The following is a 20,748-nucleotide window of genomic DNA, read 5'->3' on the forward strand; positions in this document are numbered from 1 at the left end:
TCAAAAGAAGAGTATTTTGCAGATCTGAAATATATATTCGGTGAACGTGGAGCGGTTGAAAGATGGTATCTGTCCACTGTCCACAGGGCAGAGAATACTGATGATGTAAGCAAAATCAAAACAATTCTTTCATCATACGAGAAGCTTGATGCACCGGTGATCCTTCCAGCTCATCCAAGAACAAGAAGAATGATCCAACAGGTAAATGATGAACTTCAACTGAAGAATACGATCTGTGTCGAGCCTATAGGGTATCTGGAAATGCTGTATTTTACCAAAAATGCGGTTAAGGTGGTGACAGATTCAGGAGGACTTCAGAAAGAGGCGTATATTCTGGACACGCCATGTGTCACTCTAAGAGAGCAGACAGAATGGGTGGAAACGTTGAATGGTAACCACAACATTCTGGCACACATCAACGAAGCGGATATCTTGGATAAGATTCTGAATACAAGAGTATCTGAGCAGAAGGAAAACTATTACGGCAACGGAGATGCGGCAGAAAAGCTGTGCTCGATTATTTTTTCGGAGGGAAATCATGAATGAGTTTTTTGTACATGAAAGCAGCTATGTAGATGACGATGTTATCATCGGTGAAGGCACAAAGATATGGCACTTCTGTCACGTACAGAAGGGGGCAAGAATAGGGAAGAAGTGTTCTTTGGGACAGAATGTAAATGTATCCAACAATGTTCATATCGGAGACAATGTAAAGATACAGAATAATGTGTCTGTATATGAAGGCGTGACGCTTGAAGACGGCGTGTTTTGTGGGCCGTCATGTGTGTTTACCAATGATCTGACTCCTAGAGCAAGATATCCCAAGGGATCCGAGAATTATGGAAAAACTGTGGTAAAAGAAGGCGCATCAATTGGTGCCAACGCTACGATCGTCTGTGGACATAATGTGGGCAAGTGTGCGATGGTGGCTGCAGGAGCGGTCGTGACGAAGGACGTTCCTGATTACACACTGGTAATGGGGGTTCCAGCTGTCCCTGTAGCAAAGCTGGATGAATATGGAAATATAACCGAGTGGTTCAATAAATAACAGAGCAAATAAATATAGTGTAGATCAGTTCAAAAAAGAGAGGTAAACAAATGGGCATGAAAGAGCGTTTGATGGAAAAAATCAAAAAACATGAAATTACCGTGGGTGTAGTGGGTCTCGGCTATGTTGGCCTTCCTCTTGCCGTTGAGAAAGCCAAGGCAGGGTTTAAGACCATCGGTTTTGATGTACAGCCTGAAAAAGTGAAGATGGTAAATGACGGACATAACTACATTGGAGATGTAGTCAACGAGGATCTGAAAGAATTGGTCGACAGCGGACAGATGAGGGCAACGTCTGATTTTTCATTTGTAAAGGATGTCGATTTCATTGCGATTTGTGTTCCAACTCCGCTGGATAAGCATCAGGAACCTGATGTGAGCTATGTGCGTTCCTCCACTGAATCTATTGCTGAGCACCTTTCCAAAGATACTATGGTAGTACTGGAATCGACCACATACCCTGGAACCACAGAAGAGATGATTCGTCCAATATTGGAGAAAGGCTCTGGCCTAACATGTGGAGAGGATTTTTATCTGGGATTTTCTCCTGAGCGTGTCGATCCGGGAAATTTGATTTATAAGACAAAGAATACCCCTAAGGTAGTCGGGGCTATAGGAAAAGATGCCACTGAAGTTATCGCTGCGATGTATAGAGAAGTGCTTGAAGGTGAAGTTTATGAAGTGTCTTCGCCTGCCATCGCAGAGATGGAGAAGATACTGGAAAATACGTATAGGAATATAAATATCGGATTGGTCAACGAGCTTGCTATGCTGTGCAACAAAATGAACATCTCACTTTGGGAGGTCATTGAAGCAGCAAAGACGAAGCCTTATGGTTTTCAGGCATTTTATCCGGGTCCTGGCCTTGGCGGACATTGCATCCCTCTTGATCCGTATTACCTTACCTGGAAGGCACGTGAATACGGCTTCCATACATCCATGATCGAGAACTCAATGATCATCAACGATCAGATGCCTGAGTACACTGTGGACAGAGCAGCAGAGGTTTTGAATCGCTATAAGAAATCGCTGAATGGGTCTAAGGTACTGGTTCTGGGTGTTGCTTACAAAAATAACATTGATGATTACAGAGAGAGCCCTGCTCTGAATGTTATTGATATTCTCAAGAGAAGAGGGGCTGATGTGGACTTTTTTGATCCATGGATCCCTAAGTATAAAAGAAATGGCGAGTGGTTCACAGGAATTGACCACATTAATGGAGATATTGTGTCTTCTTACGACTTGATAGTAGTGACGACAGCCCATGACGCTTATGACTATCAGATGATACAGAAAAATGCTCAGGCTATATTTGACACAAGAAATGCATTTAAGGATGTCGAAGATAGAGATAATATCGAGCTTCTGTAATAACGCAAAATTGAACTAATGTTAGTAAACTGGGGGAACAGATGAGGTACGCACTGATCGGTTGCGGTAGAATTTCAACGAACCATATTACTGCCGCAGTAAATAATAAGCTGGAAATCGTTGCAGTATGTGATATTTGTCCTGAAAAAATGGAAGATGTCCTGGCAAAGCACGGTCTGGAAAATGATGGATCTATTGCAAGATATAGTGACTATAAGAAGATGATCGATGAAAATGACCTGGATCTGGTGAGTATAGCGACAGAAAGTGGGAAGCATGCAGAGATCGCTCTTGACGTGATCGATGCGGGCATCAATGTGATAATAGAAAAGCCTATGGCCATGAACATGAGAGATGCTGAGGAAATCATCAGGCGTTCTGACGAAAAAGGTGTAAAGGTTTCTGCTTGTCACCAGAACAGGTTTAATGTTGCTGTTCAGGAAGTCAGGAAGGCTCTTGAGACAGGTCGATTTGGAAGGCTTTCTCATGGTTCGATCAATGTTAGGTGGAATAGAAACAAGGGATACTATGATCAGGCTCCATGGAGAGGTACGTGGGCGGAAGACGGAGGATGCCTTATGAATCAGTGCATCCATGGTATAGATCTTTTGAGATGGATGATGGGAGATGAGGTTGAAGAGGTCTACGGACAGACGCGCCAGCAATTTCACGATTATCTCGAGGCTGAAGATGTTGGAATGGCCGTTATCAAGTTTAAGAATGGAGCAATAGGCACTGTGGAAGGTACGACTAACGTCTACCCTCAGAACCTTGAAGAGACACTTTATATTTTTGGCGAAAACGGTACGGTCAAGGTCGGTGGAAAATCCACAAATACGATCGATGTATGGAATTTCAGAGACGAGACGGTTGAAGACGAAAAGAACAAGGGCCTTGAGGAAGAGACCAGTAACGTTTACGGAAATGGGCACACGAGTTTGTTCGCAGACGTGATGGATGCAATTAAAAACGATCGGAAACCTTATGTTGATGCCGTGGCTGGTAGAAATGCTCTCGAGATGGTGCTTGCGATCTATAAGAGCCAGAAAGAGGGACGCCCGGTAAAGCTTCCGCTTACTGATTTTGCCAGCACCGATATGGACGGAGAGTTCAGGTAGATTACAAAGGAGAACAAATGCAGTTCAGAGATCTGAAAAAACAGTATGAAGTACTGAAAGAAGATATTGACAGAGAGATAGTTGAAGTAATAGAAAGCAGCAGGTTTATCGGAGGCCCTAAGGTTTCTGAGTTGGAAAAAAGGCTTGCAGAGTATGTTGGAGTAAAGCACTGTATTACGTGTGGAAACGGAACAGATGCGCTTCTTCTGGCGTTGATGGCCTGGGGGATAGGCCCTGGCGATGCTGTGTTCGTCCCGGACTTCACCTTTTTCTCTTCTGGAGAAGTAGCATCGACTCTGGGTGCGACTCCGGTTTTCGTAGATGTGATACCGGAAACATTTAATATGGACTCAGACAGCTTGGAAAAGGTAGTGAAAAAGACTTTGGAGGATGGTAAGCTCACACCAAAGGCGGTGGTAGCGGTGGACCTTTTCGGACTCCCGGCTGACTTTCCGGCAATCAGGGCAGTAGCTGACAGGTACGGATTAAAAGTACTGGAAGACGGTGCACAAGGCTTTGGCGGTCAGATAGGAGATGGTCGTGCATGTAGCTTTGGTGATATTGGGACAACTTCATTTTTCCCTGCTAAGCCACTGGGATGTTACGGGGACGGAGGTGCCGTTTTTACCGATGATGACGATTCAGCAGCTTTGATCCGCTCTTTCTGTGTTCATGGAAAAGGAGAAATGAAATATGATAATGTCAGGATCGGAATGAATTCTCGACTTGATTCGATCCAGGCTGGTATATTGATTCCTAAATTCGAGGCTTTCAGAAAACATGAAGCTGCAGATGTTAATAAAGCAGCTTCACAGTATACTGAGTTATTAAAAGATATTGTGGAGACTCCGGTAGTTCCGGACGGGTTTGTGAGCAGCTGGGCACAGTATACTATTCGTCTCAATAGTGAGGAAGAACGAGACGCACTGAAGATCGCGTTGCAGAGTAGAGAGATTCCTTCAATGGTATATTATCCAAAGGCAATGCATTGTCAGGAGGCATTCGACAAAGAGTCGTTGGGAGATGGTGAATTCCCTGTAACCGACAAGCTTTGTAAAACAGTTCTCTCTCTTCCAATGCATCCATACCTCACAAGGGACGATGTTGAGAGAGTTGCCAGTGCCGTGAGAGAAGAACTGAGTAAGCTGAGATAATATGAAAATAATAGTTTCACATGATGTAGATCATCTATATAGAAGTGATCATTATAAAGACCTGATTTATCCAAAGTTATGGGTCAGGGAGACTATCTCCTTCATTAAAGGAGATATAGACGGAGCTCAGTGGAGAGGCCGGCTGGGAGGGACATTCCGCCGTGAGAGAAATTACATAAAAGATTTGATTCGGTTCGATTCTCAAATGGGGATCCCGTCGACATTCTATTTTGGTATGGCAAATGAGCTTGGAATGTCCTATACGAGAGACAAAGTGCCGCCGGTAGTAAAATATGTCACAGATAAGGGTTTCGAAGCAGGAGTTCATGGCATTTCCTTTAACGATCGGAAAAAAATGGATGAAGAGGCTGCTGCGTTCACTGAATATTGTGGCTTCAGGCCTTCAGGGATACGTATGCATTATGTGAGATATGATGCCACCACATTTGAAAAACTTGAGCAGTGCGGATATGTTTATGATACTACTGAGTTTGATAAGAAAACAGGATGTTGTATCAAAAATCCATACAGAGTAGGGAAAATGTGGGAATTCCCTCTTTGCTTGATGGATGGTTATCTGCCAAAAAAACCTGAAGGAAAGAAAAAGAGAACACTGGAATTATTAAAGAAAGCGAAAGAAAAAGACCTCAGATACTTCACCGTATTGTTCCACGATTACCAGTTCTGCGACGCGTTTGCTTATGAACGGGACTGGTATACGTGGCTTATGTCGTTCCTTAAAGAGCAGGGATACGAGTTTATTTCATATCTGGATGCGGTAGCTGAACTTGAGGCAATGGACAGAAATGGAAAATAGTTCAACACCATATACGAATTCGGTCTTTGAACAGCCGTGGTTCCTGGATGTAGTTACTGGGAATGGATGGCAGGAGATAAAAGTGGAAGAAAAGGGGGAGGTCATAGGACGGTGGGCAATTCCATTCGACGGGAAAAAGATCTCTATGCCACCACAGACACAGACTCTTGGCATCTGGCTTAAACCCGGCTTGAAGGTGAGCAAACAGAAGAAGGTAATAGGCGAATTGGTTTCTCGTCTTCCGAGGACAAGGAGTATTTCTATAATGCTGGATCCGTCCAACGAGTATTTTTTACCTTACCGTTGGCTTGGATTCAATGTATACCCAAGGGTAACATACAGATTCAATGACCTTTCTGATATTGACGAAATAATAAAGAAATACGACAAGACTGTAAAAAAGAATATAAGAAGTGCCCAAAATAAGGGCGTGAAAATAATTGAAGATGAGAATGTGGATAATCTGTACAATATGCTTGAAGCAACATTCAGGGTGCAGAATCGGAAATATCCGTATTCTAAGGAATTGATCAGCAATATATTTCAAGCTGCAAAAGAACATGGCTCTGGCAAGATACTGACTGCTGTGGACAGTAATGGTAATGTACATGCCTCTTCATTGTTTTTGTATGATGAAAGGACGTGTTATTACCTCATTTCAGGGGCTGATCCCGAGTTCAGGTCCAGTGGAGCACAGACGTTGCTCATTCACGAGTCAATAAGGTTTGCATCTACTGTTTCTAGAGCATTTGATTTTGAAGGATCGATGATAGAAGGGATAGAGACGTTTTTCCGACGGTTCGGATGCGAGCCTGCGGTATATTACGAAATATCGAAAAAGAGTTTTTTCGGGGAAGTGAAAGATATACTGAAACCCCGCATCAAGAGATTGATAGGATATAAGATGTAAGGAGAGCGCACGATGACAAAGGTTTGTCATGTAACAAGCGTCCATGAACCCCTGGATGACAGGATCTTCATAAAAGAGTGTGTAACACTGGCGAAAAACGGCTTTCAAGTGACTCTGGTGGCCCCAGGTGATTCTTTTGAAAAAGATGGAGTAAAAATAGTCGGATGCGGTGAGAGGCCGGAAAACAGGATCAAGAGAGCGTTTTCGTTTGATAAGACCGTCTTCGGAAAAGCTCTTGCCCAGGATGCGGATATTTATCATTTTCATGATCCGGAAATGTTGAAATATGCTGTAAAGTTGGTGAGACATGGCAAAAAAGTCATCTTTGACAGTCATGAGGACGTTCCTGCACAGATCATGGATAAACCTTGGATCCCGAAAATTTTCAGACCTGCAGTTTCATCTCGTTATGAAAGATATGAAACACGTTCAGTAAAAGAGCTGACTGCGGTAGTGGCTGCGACAGAATTCATTGAAGAGAAATTCAGGACCCGTTGCAATAAGACGATTACAATTTGCAACTATCCAAAACTGGATGACATTGTATTTCAGGAGAAGCCTTTTTCGGACAGATCTAAACAGGCATGTTACGCTGGGGGAATATCGGTCATCCGAGGCGAGAAAATAATGACAGATGCAATGAGGCCGCTTGACGGATACACATTGAAGCTTGCTGGCGGTTGTGAGAATGATGTAATAAAAAGCAATAGTCATCCAAATGTGGAATATGTAGGAATGCTGGATCGTAAGGGAGTGAATGCCCTGTACGGCGAGAGCAGGGTAGGCCTCAGCGTCCTGATGCCTACAGCAAACTACATAAACTCTCTTCCAATAAAGATGTTTGAATACATGGCCGCAGGTCTTCCTGTTATCGCGTCAGACTTTCCCGTCTGGAGGAAGGTCGTCGAACAGAACCAGTGCGGAACACTTGTAAGGCCAGACGATATACAGAAAATCACCGAAACCATAAAGATGTATATTGATGATCCTGAAATGGCCCAGGAACAAGGAAAAAGAGGCAGAGCTGCCGTCATTGGAAAGTATAATTGGGAAGTTGAAGGATCAAGACTTCTGGACTTCTACGAGTCGTTACAAAGAGGTGAAAAGCCATTAACCTGAAGAGCAAATTAAGATGGATATATGATAAGGGACTGGGACACATTGTGGGAACAGGGCTGCTGAACAAAATAGTGGCGTTTGTTGCTAATGTGTGCATAGTCAGGATCTTGTCAAGGGATGCGTATGGAATATTCGGTTATGCCGATAATCTTGTCAACTTTTTTCTGTTGGTAAGTGGCCTTGGCATGATAAATGGAGTGATGCAATTTGGCAGCGAAAGCAGGCCTGATGCTGAGAAAAATGCATATTTCAAGTATGGCTTGAGATTTGGATCAGTCTTCAATTTATTATTGTCGCTATTGATTATATTGTATGCGGCATTTATTCCTATCAGCATTCCTGAGTCCAGGAAATATCTTGCGATGCTGTCACTACTCCCTTTGACAAATTATCTGTTTAATTTTTTCTGTACGCTGTTGAGATGCCAGAAGGAAAATAAGTTATATGCCTGGGTCGTCAACCTCAATTCAATACTATATGCTGCATGTGCTATTGCAGGGGCAAAAGTACTCAGGATAACAGGACTGGTGCTAGCACTATACGCTGCAAATGTCTGTTCTGCTTTTGTGGGAATGGCCCTTACAAAATATAATTCTGAAATAAGGGAAACTGAATACAGGCTGAATTCAGACCAGAAAAAACGAATTATTCATTTTTCGTCAGTTTCTTGTGTGAATTCAGCAGTAGCGAATCTTCTGTATCTATTAGATGTTTTCATCCTGGGAATAATAATGAAAGACGCTGGAGTGATCGCAAGCTATAAGATCGCTACAACGATCCCAACGGCATTACTGTTTTTGCCGCAAGGTATCAATTTGTTCGTATATCCATATTTTGCGGAAAATAATGATGATTTTGCTAAGATAAAAAAATATACAAAGCTTTTGTTCCGGTATTCGCTGCTGATGAACGGTGTAATAACACTGATCCTAATCGTTCTGGCACCTACTGTTATAAAGGTGATCTGGGGAGAAAAATTCCTTGATGCGGTTCCTCTGCTCAGAATATTGATGCTGAATTATTTCGTTTCTGCTTCATTCAGGATAAATGCAGGAAATGTACTTGCCACATTGCGAAAAGTAAATGTTACGATGGTGGTCAGTATTGTTACAGGCATTGCAAATGTGGGACTTGATATTCTGTTTATAAGAAGGTTAGGGGCACAGGGGGCAGCCTGGGCAACACTGACGGTGATGTCACTTTCTTCAATGATGCTGATGCCTGCGATGATCCGTTCAATAAAAAAACTGAAAACAAGACGGGAGAGTATATGAATTTAGTTCTGATTGCCCTTGGAAAAATCCTTAGTAAGGCAGATGGACTCAAGGGAAAATATAAGATACAGCAAAATTTAAAGAAATTGGGACTAAAAGAAAGTGACGGGGTATCGCTTGGTCCGGATGTGAATATTGCTTTCCCTGAAAATGTCAGCATTGGCAGGGGAACATATATAAACGGCGGGGATTTAATAGCTTCGCCTGATGGTCACATCAACATCGGAGAAAATTGCCTGATATCGTATTATGTACATATGAGAACAGATTCTCATAACTTCAGAGCCAGGGATATTAATATAAATAAGCAAGGACATTCTGAAGCGGATATCAGCATCGGGAATGACGTATGGATCGGGTATGGTGCACAGATCATGGCAGGAGTGACCATTGCCGATGGTTGTGTTATTGGAGCAGGTGCTGTTGTTACAAAAGACACAGAGCCTTATTCTGTAAATGCTGGTGTACCTGCAAGGAAGATTTCACAGCGGAGGTAATGGATGAGGGTAGTTATCGTTTCCAGAGGGATACCTTCAGACAGATATAAGCTTCAAGGGATCTTTGAATATGACCAGGCAAAAGCACTGGCAAAATACACAGATAATGAGATTTTTTTTGTGGCACTTGATCTCAGATCTGTAAGAAGGTGGAGGAAATGGGGAACACATGAATATTATAAAGACGGAGTACATGTGATCTCAGTTAATGTTCCTCTGGGAAGAGTCCCGGATCGGTTGTTAGACAGAATAGCCATCAGGAAGCTTAAAAGAGTTTTTTCCCGGATATCCAGATCTGGCAAGATAGATATTATTCACGGACATTTCATAGAAAACGGATACTACTCGCTAGAGGCTGCAAAATTTTCAAAGATTCCTGTGGTTGTAACCGAACATAGATCTGACATGAATAAAAAGGATTTAAGTCAGAGATTCTTTGATTTAGGGGAAAGAACGTACCATAGGGCAGATCAGGTGATAGCCGTTAGTTCTGCTCTGGGAAAAATGATCAAGAAGAATTTTGACGTGGATGTTGAAACGATCCCGAATATCGTTGACCTGAATGATTTCGAGTATAACGAAAACGCTATGAGAAGCAGAGATATCATTTCTGTCGGTTCACTGTCAGAAAATAAAAATTTTGCTGATCTGATTCGTGCATTTGCCATTGCGTTTCCGTCAGAACAAAGAAAACTGATTATTGTTGGCTCTGGAGAGCAGAAACATAATCTGGAGGAGCTGGCTGAAAAGACAGGAATCAGGGACAGAGTGAAATTTATGGGAACTTTGTCAAGATGTGAAATATCTGAAGAAATGGATAAGGCACAGTTTTTCGCTCTTACCACGAAATCAGAGACTTTTGGCGTTGTGTTTATCGAGGCACTGGCCAAAGGCCTTCCCGTTCTGGCAACAAGATGCGGAGGTCCTGAAGATTTTGTGAACAGCAGGAATGGCGTTCTCGTAGGAAAAGGGTCCTTGGAAGAGATAGTAAGAGGGCTTAAATATCTGGATGAAAACATAGAAGAATTTGATCGTAGAGAAATTGCAGATGATGTTGAAAAATCTTTTGCAGGAGAAGTGGTGGCGAAACAGATCAACCAGTTGTATTTGACAACTGTGAAAAAAAGGAGCGGTAATGGAAAAAACAATTAAGAAAAAGAGCTCTCATAGAAAGTTCAAAGCATTTACGAAGATTTGGTCGATCATCTATTTGATAATGTTGACTTGCTTTGAGATGATCATGGTGGTCACTAATTATTTTCCTGCCAGATATATGCTGGTTGGTGCACTGTTGTTCGGGGTAGTGAGCTTTATACTTTTCCTGCTTTTGTTTTTCAATAGTTTTAAATTCGTTGTTAAGCTCATTGCATTGATTCTTAGCCTTGTATTGTTTGCTGCGTTTGCTATTGGATCAGTTTATGCTTTAAAGACGGATTCATTTCTTAACTATGTTTCGCGTAGCAAAAATAACGATGCAGTTGAAGTGACTGAAAAACCATTCAACGTTTACATATCCGGAATGGATACGGGAGGAGAAATAACAAACGAAGGCCGAAGCGATGTCAATATGATTGCTACTGTCAATCCGAAGACTCATACCATCCTTTTAACGTCAATACCTAGGGACTATCAAATCAATCTGGTTGATAAGGGTGATGCTACAGACAAACTGACACATACTGGTCTTTATGGTATAAATACTACCATTTCATCTGTAGAGGATCTTATGGGGATCAAAATCAACTACTATATAAAGGTGAATTACTCGACCCTCTATCAGCTTGTGGAGAGCATTGGCGGAATTTACGTAGTTTCTGATTATGAGTTTACGTCATATATTGATCACTATCACTTTGTGAAGGGTGAAAATCATATGAATGGTCATGAAGCGCTGGCTTTCGCCAGGGAAAGACAGGCATTTGCCGAAGGTGATGTGCAAAGAACAAGAGACCAGCAAAAGGTGATCACGGCTATAATAGATAAAATGACAAGTTCCACAACACTGCTTACAAGATATAATAAAATACTCAAGGCTATTTCTGATTATCTGGATATGAATTTCACACCTACAGAAGTAAAAGCATTAGTCAGAATGCAGCTGGATGAAAATCCAAAATGGAAAATAGAACACAGCAATATTACTGGATTTGATTCTTATCAGACAACGTACAGCTCTGGAAGTCAGGAAGTTTATGTAATGGAGCAGGATGAGACAAGTGTGAATGCTGCCAAAGAAAAAATCAAAAATGTAATGAATCCAGATAAAGAAAAAAACACTGATAAGAGTAGCAGTGAAAACTAGGATAGGAAAACGGTATGATCAGAAAAGCTTCAATAGAGAACTTGTTAATATCTGTACTGATCATTATCTGCTGTGTTTATATATTTTGGCGCTCGATCATCAAAGTTGATAACCTCATGTGCATGATCATCCTGCTCTTGGCGATTGGTTCCATTGTTACTAAAAGAAATGGGCTATTGTTGGAGAAGAACGCTTTTACCGGCCTTTGGCCTTTATGTGTGCTGTGGATGATCATATCTTGCACTCATACATATTCCATCATGTCAGGGATCAAGGTTATGCTTGTAATGTCTACTTTCCTTATTTGTGGAATTCTATTGATGACCACAGAAGGATGGTTTCCACTGTTCATAAAGGTGAGTCTTACATTTATAGCATTCCATGTGGCGTTTACTGCTTTTCAAGTTGTTGCTCCGAAGCAGGCTCTCCTTATCACAGGCTTGCTTCTTTCTCCTGAGGATCAGGCGTTTACCAGAGAATGGATAGAACAAAATGGAACTTACGCAGGTATAGCAGGACAGACATTTGTCAATGCATTCTTTTTTTCAATATTGTTCGGATTTTCACTTTCCAGATTTCTTACTACGTGTGAGAAAAAAAGGAAACTAGGATTTTTTCTTCTTATTTTGGTTTCGGCAGGACTGATAATATTGACAGGTAAGAAGGGAACACTTCTGGCAGTGACTTGTTCGACGGCGGTGATCCTTCTTGTATATGCTGCAATAAGAAGAAACTGGGAGAGCAGATTGATCATGTCACTGGGGACATTTGGTTGCGTTGGAGCAATTATAGTGACTGTGAAAATGTCGGGACAGCAGTTTTCTGATATGATGGGATCGTCGGTGATTTCCCGAGAAAGGATAATGTACAACGCTAAACTGGTTTTCAGAGGTCATTCCTGGTTTGGCTCCGGTACTGACTCACTGGCATATTACATAGGCCATTCGGCACACAATAATATCTATCAGCTACTATGTGAATATGGGATCATTGGTATGATAATGTTTCTGCTGGTGGTGTTGGCTGTGCTACTGGATGTTTTAAACAGAACATGGAAGCATTTTTCAGACAATAGTGGTTATGTTGATGGTTCTGCTGATCTGGTGTTGTGTCTTTTTTATGGATTGTTCCTCGTGTTTAATGGGATGACCGAAAACACTCTGTTTCAGTATCAGTTTTTTTTAACGTATGTATTGTTGATGGCCAGGGCATACCAGGTGACTGCGTCAGATCAATATTACAAATTGAAAGGAAATCTGCATGAATCGTAAAATCTCGGATAATCAGACAATATTCAGTTTCCAGAAGTTAGCAGGAGTGCTGAAAAGATTCTGGTGGATCATAGCAGTTGCTGTGCTGGTGGTTGGAGTGCTTTTGTATTTCTATACCAGTGTTTTAAAGGGTGGACAGATCGATACAGTAAAAACATCTCTGACTATTTATATCGACAGCACTGAAGCACCGGATAGCGTAAAAGATGATCATGTTCAGGAAGCCGGAATAATGGCAGACAGTCTTTCTGCCATTAAAAGCAAAAAAGTGGCAGATGATGCGAATAAGAGGCTGGAAGAATCCGGAATAGAAAAAGTATCCAGTGAAGATGAAGTTCCGCTGATCTTGTATGATTATGCTACAAGCAAGACTGCCACCCTTCAGATAACTGGAACTGATCCGGAAAGATCCATGGCTATCCTGAATGCGTATGTGGAGAGTTTAAATGATCAGCCTCAGGAGATCCTCAAGGGGACGAAGATCAAAGTTCTGGGGAAAGAAGACATTCCAACGGGAGAAAGTGGTGTAAACGGTGGCCTGTTTGGGCTTTCAACTATCAAGCTGGCTATGGTATTTGCTTTAGCAGTGCTGGCAGCATTGCTGATAATATTACTATTAGCGATGTTTGACGATAGGATCTGGTCAATCAAGGATTTGACCAGGATGTATTCTGGTGTGAATTTAAGCGGGGCAAACAATAGTGAGCATGGTATATCTGTAGATAGAGATTTGTTAAACAGGATAGAAGAGTCTGTGGGAGTAAATACAGCTGCTGTAGTGTATACTGTGAAAAAACCATATCCAGAAGCATTAGATACTGACGAGGGAGTTTTTATAACAGGGTTTGGTGAATATGGCAAAATTCCAAACAATTCTGGTGCTGTTCTCCTTATCTGCAAAGGAAGAACAAGAGAGAGGGATATTGAGCTTGCAATAAATCAGTTGAGTTCATGTGATATTGTTATTTTGGGTTATGTTTTTGCTTAGAGAAGCAATCGGGAGTTATTTCTGCCAGATGCTCAACAGGTGGTGTTAATGAAACATAAATCGATTGTAGTAATGTTTGTCTTGTGTTTTTTCTTTGCAGGATATGGTGTGATATCGGCAGATGATGGGAACGCAGGTGGAGAAGCAACTATTGACCATGAGGCTCAGGTTACTGCTGAGATAGATGTTGATGGTGTTGAAAGTGTTCCGGTAAATGAAGACAAAACGGATGTAAAGGATGCGGCTTACGTTTCTGAGGTAGAAGAGGAGAAAAAACTGTCATCATCCGAGAATGGATTGCCTTTTGCGCCATCGGGATCGGATGATAACTCTGTTGTTGTAGTTCAAGAAAATTCGTGGATAGACGAGAATGGTGCAAGGTATTATACGGATGAGAACGGCCACCGAGTAAAAGGCATTTATAAAATTGGTGATAAAATATATTATTTCGACCCAGTGACCGGAGCTCTACGCCAGGAAGCAGGTTGGAGAAATTGGAATAATAACAGATATTTCACAGATCAGAGAGGCATTGCTTATGCAGGCCAGTTTATCACATTTGGAGAACCACGCTATTACATGGGAGTGGATGGAATTTTATCGACAGGGATCTTCACTACGGCAGATGGTAGCGTATATTATTCGGATAACACAGGGCAGGTCATCAATAAGGCTCAGTGGATCCAGGATGATGGAAAAAGATATTTTTCTGATTCTGAAGGAGAGCTGTACCGTGACCGATTTATAACATTTGGGGACAGCCGCTATTACATGGGGACTGATGGAGCTGTAAGGACAGGGGTATTTACAGCAAAAGATGGGAACATGTACAATGCGGATGAAACAGGGCTGGTAATAAGAAAAGCTCAATGGATCAATGAAAATGGAAAAAGATATTTTTCTGATTCTGAAGGAGAGCTTTATCGTGACCAATTCATAACATTTGGGGACAGCCGCTATTACATGGGGACTGATGGAGCTGTAAGGACAGGGGTGTTTACAGCAAAAGATGGGAACATGTACAATGCAGATGGAACAGGGTTGGTAATAAGAAAAGCTCAATGGATACAGAGCGAAGGAAGAAGATATTTCTCCAATCAGGAGGGAGAGTTATATCGTAATCGTTTTATAACTTTTGGAGATCTTCGTTACTACATGGGATCTGATGGTGCTGCACAGACAGGAATTTTCGAAGCTGCTGACGGCAGAATTTATTATGCGGATCCTGCTGGTCTGGTGATCCGCAAGGCACAGTGGATCGAACAGGATGGTAAGAAGTATTTTTCCAACTCTGAAGGAGAGCTTTATAGAAACACAGTGATCAGTTTTGGTAATACATATTACTACATGGGAACTGATGGGGCTCTCGTTATCGGTTCGTTTTATTACCATGGAGCAAAGTATACAACTGATGATAAAGGTGTAATAAACGAGTTGATCGGGTTAGATGGAGCAGTTCTGAAGGGTATAGATGTGTCCTATGCACAGGGAGCCATCAACTGGCAGCAGGTAGCCAGTGATGGCGTTCAGTTCGCTATTATAAGAGCGGCTTACAGAGGCTATGGATCTGGGAGAATAGTGGCAGATAACTGGTTTACAACAAATATCAGGGGAGCTATTGCAGCAGGGATAAAAGTTGGAGTGTACTTTTTCTCTCAGGCAGTCAGCGAGGCTGAAGGGCGTGAAGAGGCTGAGTTTATTATTGACCAGATAAGCGGCTATAATGTGACACTTCCGGTAACGATTGATACGGAATACATTTCAGGTGTTTCGGCAAGAGCAAATTCACTCTCTGTGCCTGTAAGGACCAGTGCGGTAAAAGGCTTCTGCCAGCGAGTAGTTGAGCTTGGATATACGCCGATGATATATGCCAGTACCAGTTGGCTGAATCATTCGCTTGATATGAGTCAGTTGGCTGATGTCAAGGTTTGGGTCGCTCAGTATTATGATCACGTTACATATGAAGGCTCATATACGTGCTGGCAATATACGAGCAGTGGAAGAGTAAGCGGGATCAATGGAAACGTGGATATGAACTACTGGTACAACAAGTGATGAAATGATAGCTATAATTAGCTGTTCAGATGAATAATGGGGCTGCCTTCCTTTTAGTAGCGGGCAGCTCTTTCTGTATAATTACATTGTTTAATATAGAGGCGGGGATTAACGACAGATATGGGTTCCGGGAAGTTCGTTGATGTAGTAACGTTCAAATTTATGTTGACTGGTGTACTGAATACATTGGTGGGGAACGCAGTAATGTTTCTGGCTTATAATTTGCTTGAATTAGGGTACTGGACATCTTCTTGTGCAAATTATCTGACAGGTGGTGTGATAAGTTTTTTACTCAATAAACATTATACTTTTGGATCAAAAGGAAAAAGTCATCAGGAACTGTTGAAATTTGTGATCAATGTAGGTGTTTGTTGGCTCGTAGCATATGGTATCGCCAGGCCAGCTGTAATAAGAACACTTAGAGTTTATCCTTCGGATATTCAAGATAACATTTCGATGGCTGTCGGTGCTGTGATCTATTTCATTTTAAACTATTTTGGACAGAGATATATAGTTTTCAGGGAAAAAGGGGGAGAGACAGAATGAGTAGCGTTCCAGTGCTTTGGTTGGTGATACCTTGTTATAATGAAGAGGCCGTGCTGCCATGTACTGCGCCGGAGCTCCTAAAACATATTGAAATTTTGGTTGATGAAAAAAAATAAGCAAAGAAAGCAAGATACTTTTTGTTGACGATGGTTCAAATGACAGGACTTGGAATATTATTTCAGATCTATCCGAAGAGGACAGTCGATACAAGGGGATAAGGCAAAGCAGAAACAGGGGCCATCAAAACGCCCTTCTTGCTGGTCTGATGGAGGCTATTGACAAATGTGACATTACGATTTCTCTGGACTGCGACGGGCAAGATGATCTAAATGTAATGGGAGAAATGGTAGATGCTTATAAAGATGGATGTGAGATAGTATATGGTGTCAGATCTTCCAGGCAGACTGATACGTGGTTCAAGAGAAATTCGGCTCGGGGCTTTTACAGGCTGATGAACAGAATGGGTGCAGACATAGTCTTTGATCATGCAGACTATAGACTGGTCAGCAACAAGGTGTTGAAAAGCTTTTCCTGCTTTAAAGAAGTGAATGTTTTTCTACGGGGAATGTTTCCTCTGGTAGGGTATAAGAGCACATCGGTCTATTATGAGCGCAAGCCTCGCAAGGCAGGAAAAACTCATTATTCAATGAAAAAAATGATCGCATTTTCATTTGATGGAATATTCAACCTGTCCACAAGGCCGCTCCATCTTATCGTGGTTTTTGGAGCGGCAATAAGTCTGGTTGGCGCTATAGGAGTGATTTGGATGATCGTAGCCAACGTGGCAGGAAAAACGATGGCGGGAACGATATCGCTGGCATGGATGGCGCTCTTTATGGGCGGGGTGCAGATATTATGTACAGGTATCATTGGTGAATATGTAGGAAGGACATATATGGAGACTAAAAGACGCCCGCGATATATAATCAGCGAAAGGACAGATGAGAAGCCTGAGAGATGAAGCACCGGACGTCCCGACAGCAGTAAGTATGTAAAATCGTAAAGAACAGTGAGGAGATATGATGGCAGTATTATTAACCGGAGGAACAGGATTTATTGGATCACATACAGCAGTTGAAATGTTGAAATTAGGTAATGAGGTTATTCTGGTAGATGATCTTTCCAACAGTGAGATATCAGTGGTAGACAGAATCAAGAAAATAACAGGGAAAAAAGTAAAATTCTACGAAACGGATGTTTCCGATAAAAAAGCATTGGAAAAGATTTTTGATGAAAACAACATCGAAGGGGTGATCCATTTTGCAGGATTCAAATCAGTAGGCGAATCGGTAAAGAAACCGCTTATGTATTATAAAAACAATTTGGACAGTACTCTTTCTATACTTGAGGTGATGAAAGAATATAAATGCAAAAAAATGATTTTCAGTTCTTCAGCTACTGTTTACGGAAGCAAAAACACCGTTCCATTTACCGAAGAAATGGAGACAGGAAGAGGGATCAGCAATCCATATGGCTGGACAAAATATATGATCGAACAGATCCTTTCTGACTTTGCATTTGCAGATAAAAGCATGTCTATTGTGCTGCTTAGATATTTTAACCCCATTGGAGCTCATGAAAGTGGATTGATCGGGGAGAAGCCGGATGGCATACCAGGAAATCTCATGCCATTCATCACACAGACAGCAGCAGGGATCAGAGACAGACTGACGATTTTCGGAGATGATTATCCAACAAGAGACGGATCCTGCGAAAGAGATTTCATTCACGTAGTTGATCTTGCAAAGGGTCATGTTGCTGCATGGGAGTATGCCCTTGAGCACACAGGGACAGAAGTGTTCAACCTGGGTACGGGAAACGGGTATACAGTTTTTGAGTTGCTGAACACGTTCCAGAAAGTAAATGGGATAGAAGTCCCGTCTGTGATCGGCCCAAGGCGAGAAGGGGATATAGCCCGTGTTTATGCTGACGTGAAAAAGGCAGAGTCTGTTCTTGGATGGAAAGCTGAAAAGACCATAGAAGATATGTGCAGAGATTCCTGGAGATGGGAACAAAAAGAAAGACAGAGAACAATAGGCAATTGATTTGAACTGAAAATAAGATGCTGAATAAGATCAATGGACATTAGAAATGGCGTTAAATAACAGAGTAGAAAAGTATATCGGAGAAAATAGAAAACTCTTGTTTACGACGTTTGTAGCAGTGTTTTCCTTTGTGTTTGTAGCTCATGGTTACAGATTTGCGCATCTTCTGCTCTCCCATGATTCTCTAAATGAGTTTTTCTCATGGGGAGATATAGGTTGGGAAAAAAGATCCGTTGTGGGTTGGAAGGTTGCGCTTGGCAGATTTATTCTGCCAGTGTATCAGATGGTTTTTCATGGTTTTACAGAAATGCCGTGGTTATCGGCTCTTCTCACAATTATTTGGCTGTGGTTAACTGTATATCTGATTTGCAAGACGTTCATTATTGCTGAAAATGTTATTTTGGTTTTGATTGCCGGTTCTTTTGCAGTAAACCTTTCTATTACTTCACAGTTTGCAACGTATATTGGTGACTGTGACGCAAACATTTTTGCTCTTTTCCTGGCAACAGCAGGATTTTGTCTGTGGAAAAGAGGTGGGAAAATGTCCCTGTTGGCGATACCATTGATCACATGCATTTTGGGAATATATCAGAGCATGATCTCCATTTTTATTTCTCTGGTGATTTTTTATTGCATTTTATTACTCTTGGAAAATGAGGATATCCTTAACGTCTTAAAGAAGGGATCCTGGGGTGTCCTTTTACTGGGTGTATCAGGTGTTGTTTATGCCTGCATGTTAAAGACTGTATGGATTGTCTGGAAGGTAGTTCCGGCCTCCGGGTACAACAGCCTGAACCGTTTGTATGGAATTCAGAGTGGTTCGTGGTATGAATTGGTGAGGGAGACATACGTTCGATGGGTAGAGGCATTTGTATATCAGCCCTCGATCGCCTGGAGACCATTGATATGCCTTCTCAATATTATTGTGCTTGTTCTGACCGCGGGGCTTATTATCTTCTTTGCTTTAAAAAAAGGAGTGAGAATACAGAATTTATTCTTGATTGTAGTATTAGAAATTATTAGGTTAATTGTAATATGAAGTTGAACACTAAAACTAAATAAAAGAAGATCCACAGGACCTATCTTTGGTAGAATTAAGTCACCACACAAAATCACCAAAGGAGATCACCATGGATCGTGACAATTCTACCACACCTGAAAGAGAAAGAGGACAGCATCTCGGATTCGAAGACAGATGCAGCATCAAGACCTGCAAGAAGTTGGGGATGTCTCTACGCAAAACTGCCGAAGTTGTAAACTGTTCTGCATCCACTGTACTCAATGAGTTGCGCCGCGGTACAGGAAAGCGCAAAGGCAATCGTGGGAGGTTCCCTGAGTATTCAGCTAAAAGGGGGCAGGCAAATTATGAAACTAACCGGACCCGCTGTCACAAGCCGCACAAACTAGAAGAAGAAAATCCTTTTATCGATTGGATGGTCAAGCAGGTGCGAGAAAAGCACTGGTCATTGGATTGCTGTGTAGGGTACGCCAGACGTAAGAAGCTGTTTCCAAGCGAGTATATCGTCTGCACAAAGACGCTATACCGTGAGCTGTGGGCCGGTAATCTGCCTCTCTCACCATTCGACTTGCCTGAAGTTCTCTCCCGCAAGTCGAAGAAGGCCCATACTCGCAAGAACAAGAAGGTCCTCGGCAAGAGCATAGATGATCGTCCAGAGGAAGCATCCATGCGCATCGTGTGCGGTCATTGGGAAATAGACACAGTAGTGGGCAAACGAGCTGGCAAGGAATCAGTGGTTCTCACTCTGGTTGAAAAAGTCACTGATTTCTATCTGGCTATAAAGATTCCCGGCAAAGACTCTGACTCGGTAATGGCTGCAATGGAGACCCTTAGAGAAGAATATGGTGACACACATTTTTCAGAGATCTTCAAGACCATCACCGCAGATAACGGACCTGAATTTGAAAGGCTCTCTGAACTAAAGTATTGGGGTGTAGGCGTCTACTTTGCTCATCCGTACTCATCCTGGGAAAGAGGTCAGAACGAGCGACACAACCGTCTCTTTCGCAGATACATTCCGAAAGGAGTGTCCATCGACAAATATTCTGCAGATCAAATACTGAGTTTTGCCGATGAGATGAACGCTTTGCCGCGAAAACGTCTTGGATACTTTACACCAGAAGAGCTCTTCGACGAATTTCTCGATCAAGTGTATTCAGTTGTCAAAGTTCAAAGTGCTTAATTTTACGCTAGTGTTCAAGTTGGAATTGCAATT

At 42.0% G+C, this 20,748-nt stretch carries 20 protein-coding genes; all 20 read left to right on the plus strand.

All coding sequences use genetic code 11. The annotated features are described in order from the left end of the window. Nucleotides 1-546 (plus strand): UDP-N-acetylglucosamine 2-epimerase (locus BQ7382_RS01010; protein ID WP_144082050.1); only part of this gene is annotated, 546 nt, incomplete at its 5' end. Next, on the plus strand, nt 539-1,048 hold the full coding sequence (locus BQ7382_RS01015) for an acyltransferase (RefSeq protein WP_077390125.1): 510 nt from the start codon (nt 539-541) through the stop codon (nt 1,046-1,048). The genes BQ7382_RS01010 and BQ7382_RS01015, both read left to right, overlap by 8 nt. Before the next feature lie 50 nt (nt 1,049-1,098). Continuing rightward, nucleotides 1,099-2,418, plus strand: coding sequence for a nucleotide sugar dehydrogenase (locus BQ7382_RS01020; RefSeq protein ID WP_331465897.1), 1,320 nt, complete (start codon nt 1,099-1,101; stop codon nt 2,416-2,418). Nucleotides 2,419-2,459: 41 nt separating this feature from the next. Then, nucleotides 2,460-3,536: a Gfo/Idh/MocA family protein gene (locus BQ7382_RS01025; RefSeq protein WP_077390128.1), complete on the plus strand. Its 1,077-nt coding sequence runs from the start codon at nt 2,460-2,462 to the stop codon at nt 3,534-3,536. Nucleotides 3,537-3,553: 17 nt separating this feature from the next. Further along, nucleotides 3,554-4,690, plus strand: coding sequence for a DegT/DnrJ/EryC1/StrS family aminotransferase (locus BQ7382_RS01030; protein ID WP_077390131.1), 1,137 nt, complete (start codon nt 3,554-3,556; stop codon nt 4,688-4,690). 1 nt (nt 4,691) lies between these two features. Next, nucleotides 4,692-5,507: a polysaccharide deacetylase family protein gene (locus BQ7382_RS01035; RefSeq protein WP_077390134.1), complete on the plus strand. Its 816-nt coding sequence runs from the start codon at nt 4,692-4,694 to the stop codon at nt 5,505-5,507. Continuing rightward, nucleotides 5,497-6,417 carry a GNAT family N-acetyltransferase gene (locus tag BQ7382_RS01040; RefSeq protein ID WP_077390137.1) on the plus strand — a complete coding sequence of 307 codons (921 nt, stop codon included), beginning with the start codon at nt 5,497-5,499 and terminating at the stop codon, nt 6,415-6,417. Before BQ7382_RS01035 ends, BQ7382_RS01040 begins: the two co-directional genes overlap by 11 nt. Nucleotides 6,418-6,429: 12 nt before the next feature. After that, nucleotides 6,430-7,536, plus strand: a complete 1,107-nt coding sequence (locus BQ7382_RS01045; protein WP_077390140.1) for a glycosyltransferase family 4 protein — start codon at nt 6,430-6,432, stop codon at nt 7,534-7,536. A gap of 44 nt (nt 7,537-7,580) precedes the next feature. Continuing rightward, nucleotides 7,581-8,810, plus strand: coding sequence for an oligosaccharide flippase family protein (locus BQ7382_RS01050; protein ID WP_077390143.1), 1,230 nt, complete (start codon nt 7,581-7,583; stop codon nt 8,808-8,810). Further along, nucleotides 8,807-9,307, plus strand: coding sequence for an acyltransferase (locus BQ7382_RS09740; protein ID WP_077390146.1), 501 nt, complete (start codon nt 8,807-8,809; stop codon nt 9,305-9,307). Before BQ7382_RS01050 ends, BQ7382_RS09740 begins: the two co-directional genes overlap by 4 nt. Nucleotides 9,308-9,310: 3 nt before the next feature. Then, a complete protein-coding gene (locus tag BQ7382_RS01060) occupies nt 9,311-10,459 on the plus strand; it encodes a glycosyltransferase (RefSeq protein ID WP_077390149.1) in 1,149 nt (382 codons plus the stop codon). Next, nucleotides 10,443-11,609: an LCP family protein gene (locus BQ7382_RS01065; RefSeq protein ID WP_077390152.1), complete on the plus strand. Its 1,167-nt coding sequence runs from the start codon at nt 10,443-10,445 to the stop codon at nt 11,607-11,609. Before BQ7382_RS01060 ends, BQ7382_RS01065 begins: the two co-directional genes overlap by 17 nt. 14 nt (nt 11,610-11,623) lie before the next feature. After that, a complete protein-coding gene (locus BQ7382_RS01070) occupies nt 11,624-12,880 on the plus strand; it encodes an O-antigen ligase family protein (RefSeq protein ID WP_077390155.1) in 1,257 nt (418 codons plus the stop codon). Further along, nucleotides 12,870-13,868: a YveK family protein gene (locus tag BQ7382_RS01075; protein WP_077390158.1), complete on the plus strand. Its 999-nt coding sequence runs from the start codon at nt 12,870-12,872 to the stop codon at nt 13,866-13,868. The genes BQ7382_RS01070 and BQ7382_RS01075 overlap by 11 nt, the downstream gene beginning before the upstream one ends. Nucleotides 13,869-13,916: 48 nt before the next feature. Beyond that, a complete protein-coding gene (locus BQ7382_RS01080; protein WP_077390161.1) occupies nt 13,917-15,923 on the plus strand; it encodes a GH25 family lysozyme in 2,007 nt (668 codons plus the stop codon). 162 nt (nt 15,924-16,085) lie between these two features. Then, nucleotides 16,086-16,469: a GtrA family protein gene (locus BQ7382_RS01085; RefSeq protein WP_235847907.1), complete on the plus strand. Its 384-nt coding sequence runs from the start codon at nt 16,086-16,088 to the stop codon at nt 16,467-16,469. A 130-nt stretch (nt 16,470-16,599) separates the two neighbouring features. Then, the gene (locus BQ7382_RS01090) at nt 16,600-17,430 is read left to right on the plus strand and encodes a glycosyltransferase family 2 protein (protein ID WP_331465910.1); all 831 of its coding nucleotides are present in this window, start codon (nt 16,600-16,602) and stop codon (nt 17,428-17,430) included. Nucleotides 17,431-17,491: 61 nt separating this feature from the next. Continuing rightward, entirely contained in the window at nt 17,492-18,514 is a 1,023-nt protein-coding gene (gene galE / locus BQ7382_RS01095) for a UDP-glucose 4-epimerase GalE (protein ID WP_077390167.1), read from the plus strand. A gap of 46 nt (nt 18,515-18,560) precedes the next feature. After that, complete coding sequence (locus tag BQ7382_RS01100) at nt 18,561-19,553, plus strand: glucosyltransferase domain-containing protein (protein ID WP_077390170.1); 993 nt, start codon at nt 18,561-18,563, stop codon at nt 19,551-19,553. A 91-nt stretch (nt 19,554-19,644) separates the two neighbouring features. Continuing rightward, nucleotides 19,645-20,715: an IS30 family transposase gene (locus BQ7382_RS01105; RefSeq protein ID WP_077389887.1), complete on the plus strand. Its 1,071-nt coding sequence runs from the start codon at nt 19,645-19,647 to the stop codon at nt 20,713-20,715. Nucleotides 20,716-20,748: the final 33 nt, after the last annotated feature.

The sequence above is a fragment of the Mobilibacterium timonense genome, from assembly GCF_900155555.1.
Classification (GTDB): Bacteria; Bacillota; Clostridia; order Peptostreptococcales; family Anaerovoracaceae; genus Allobaileyella; species Allobaileyella timonense.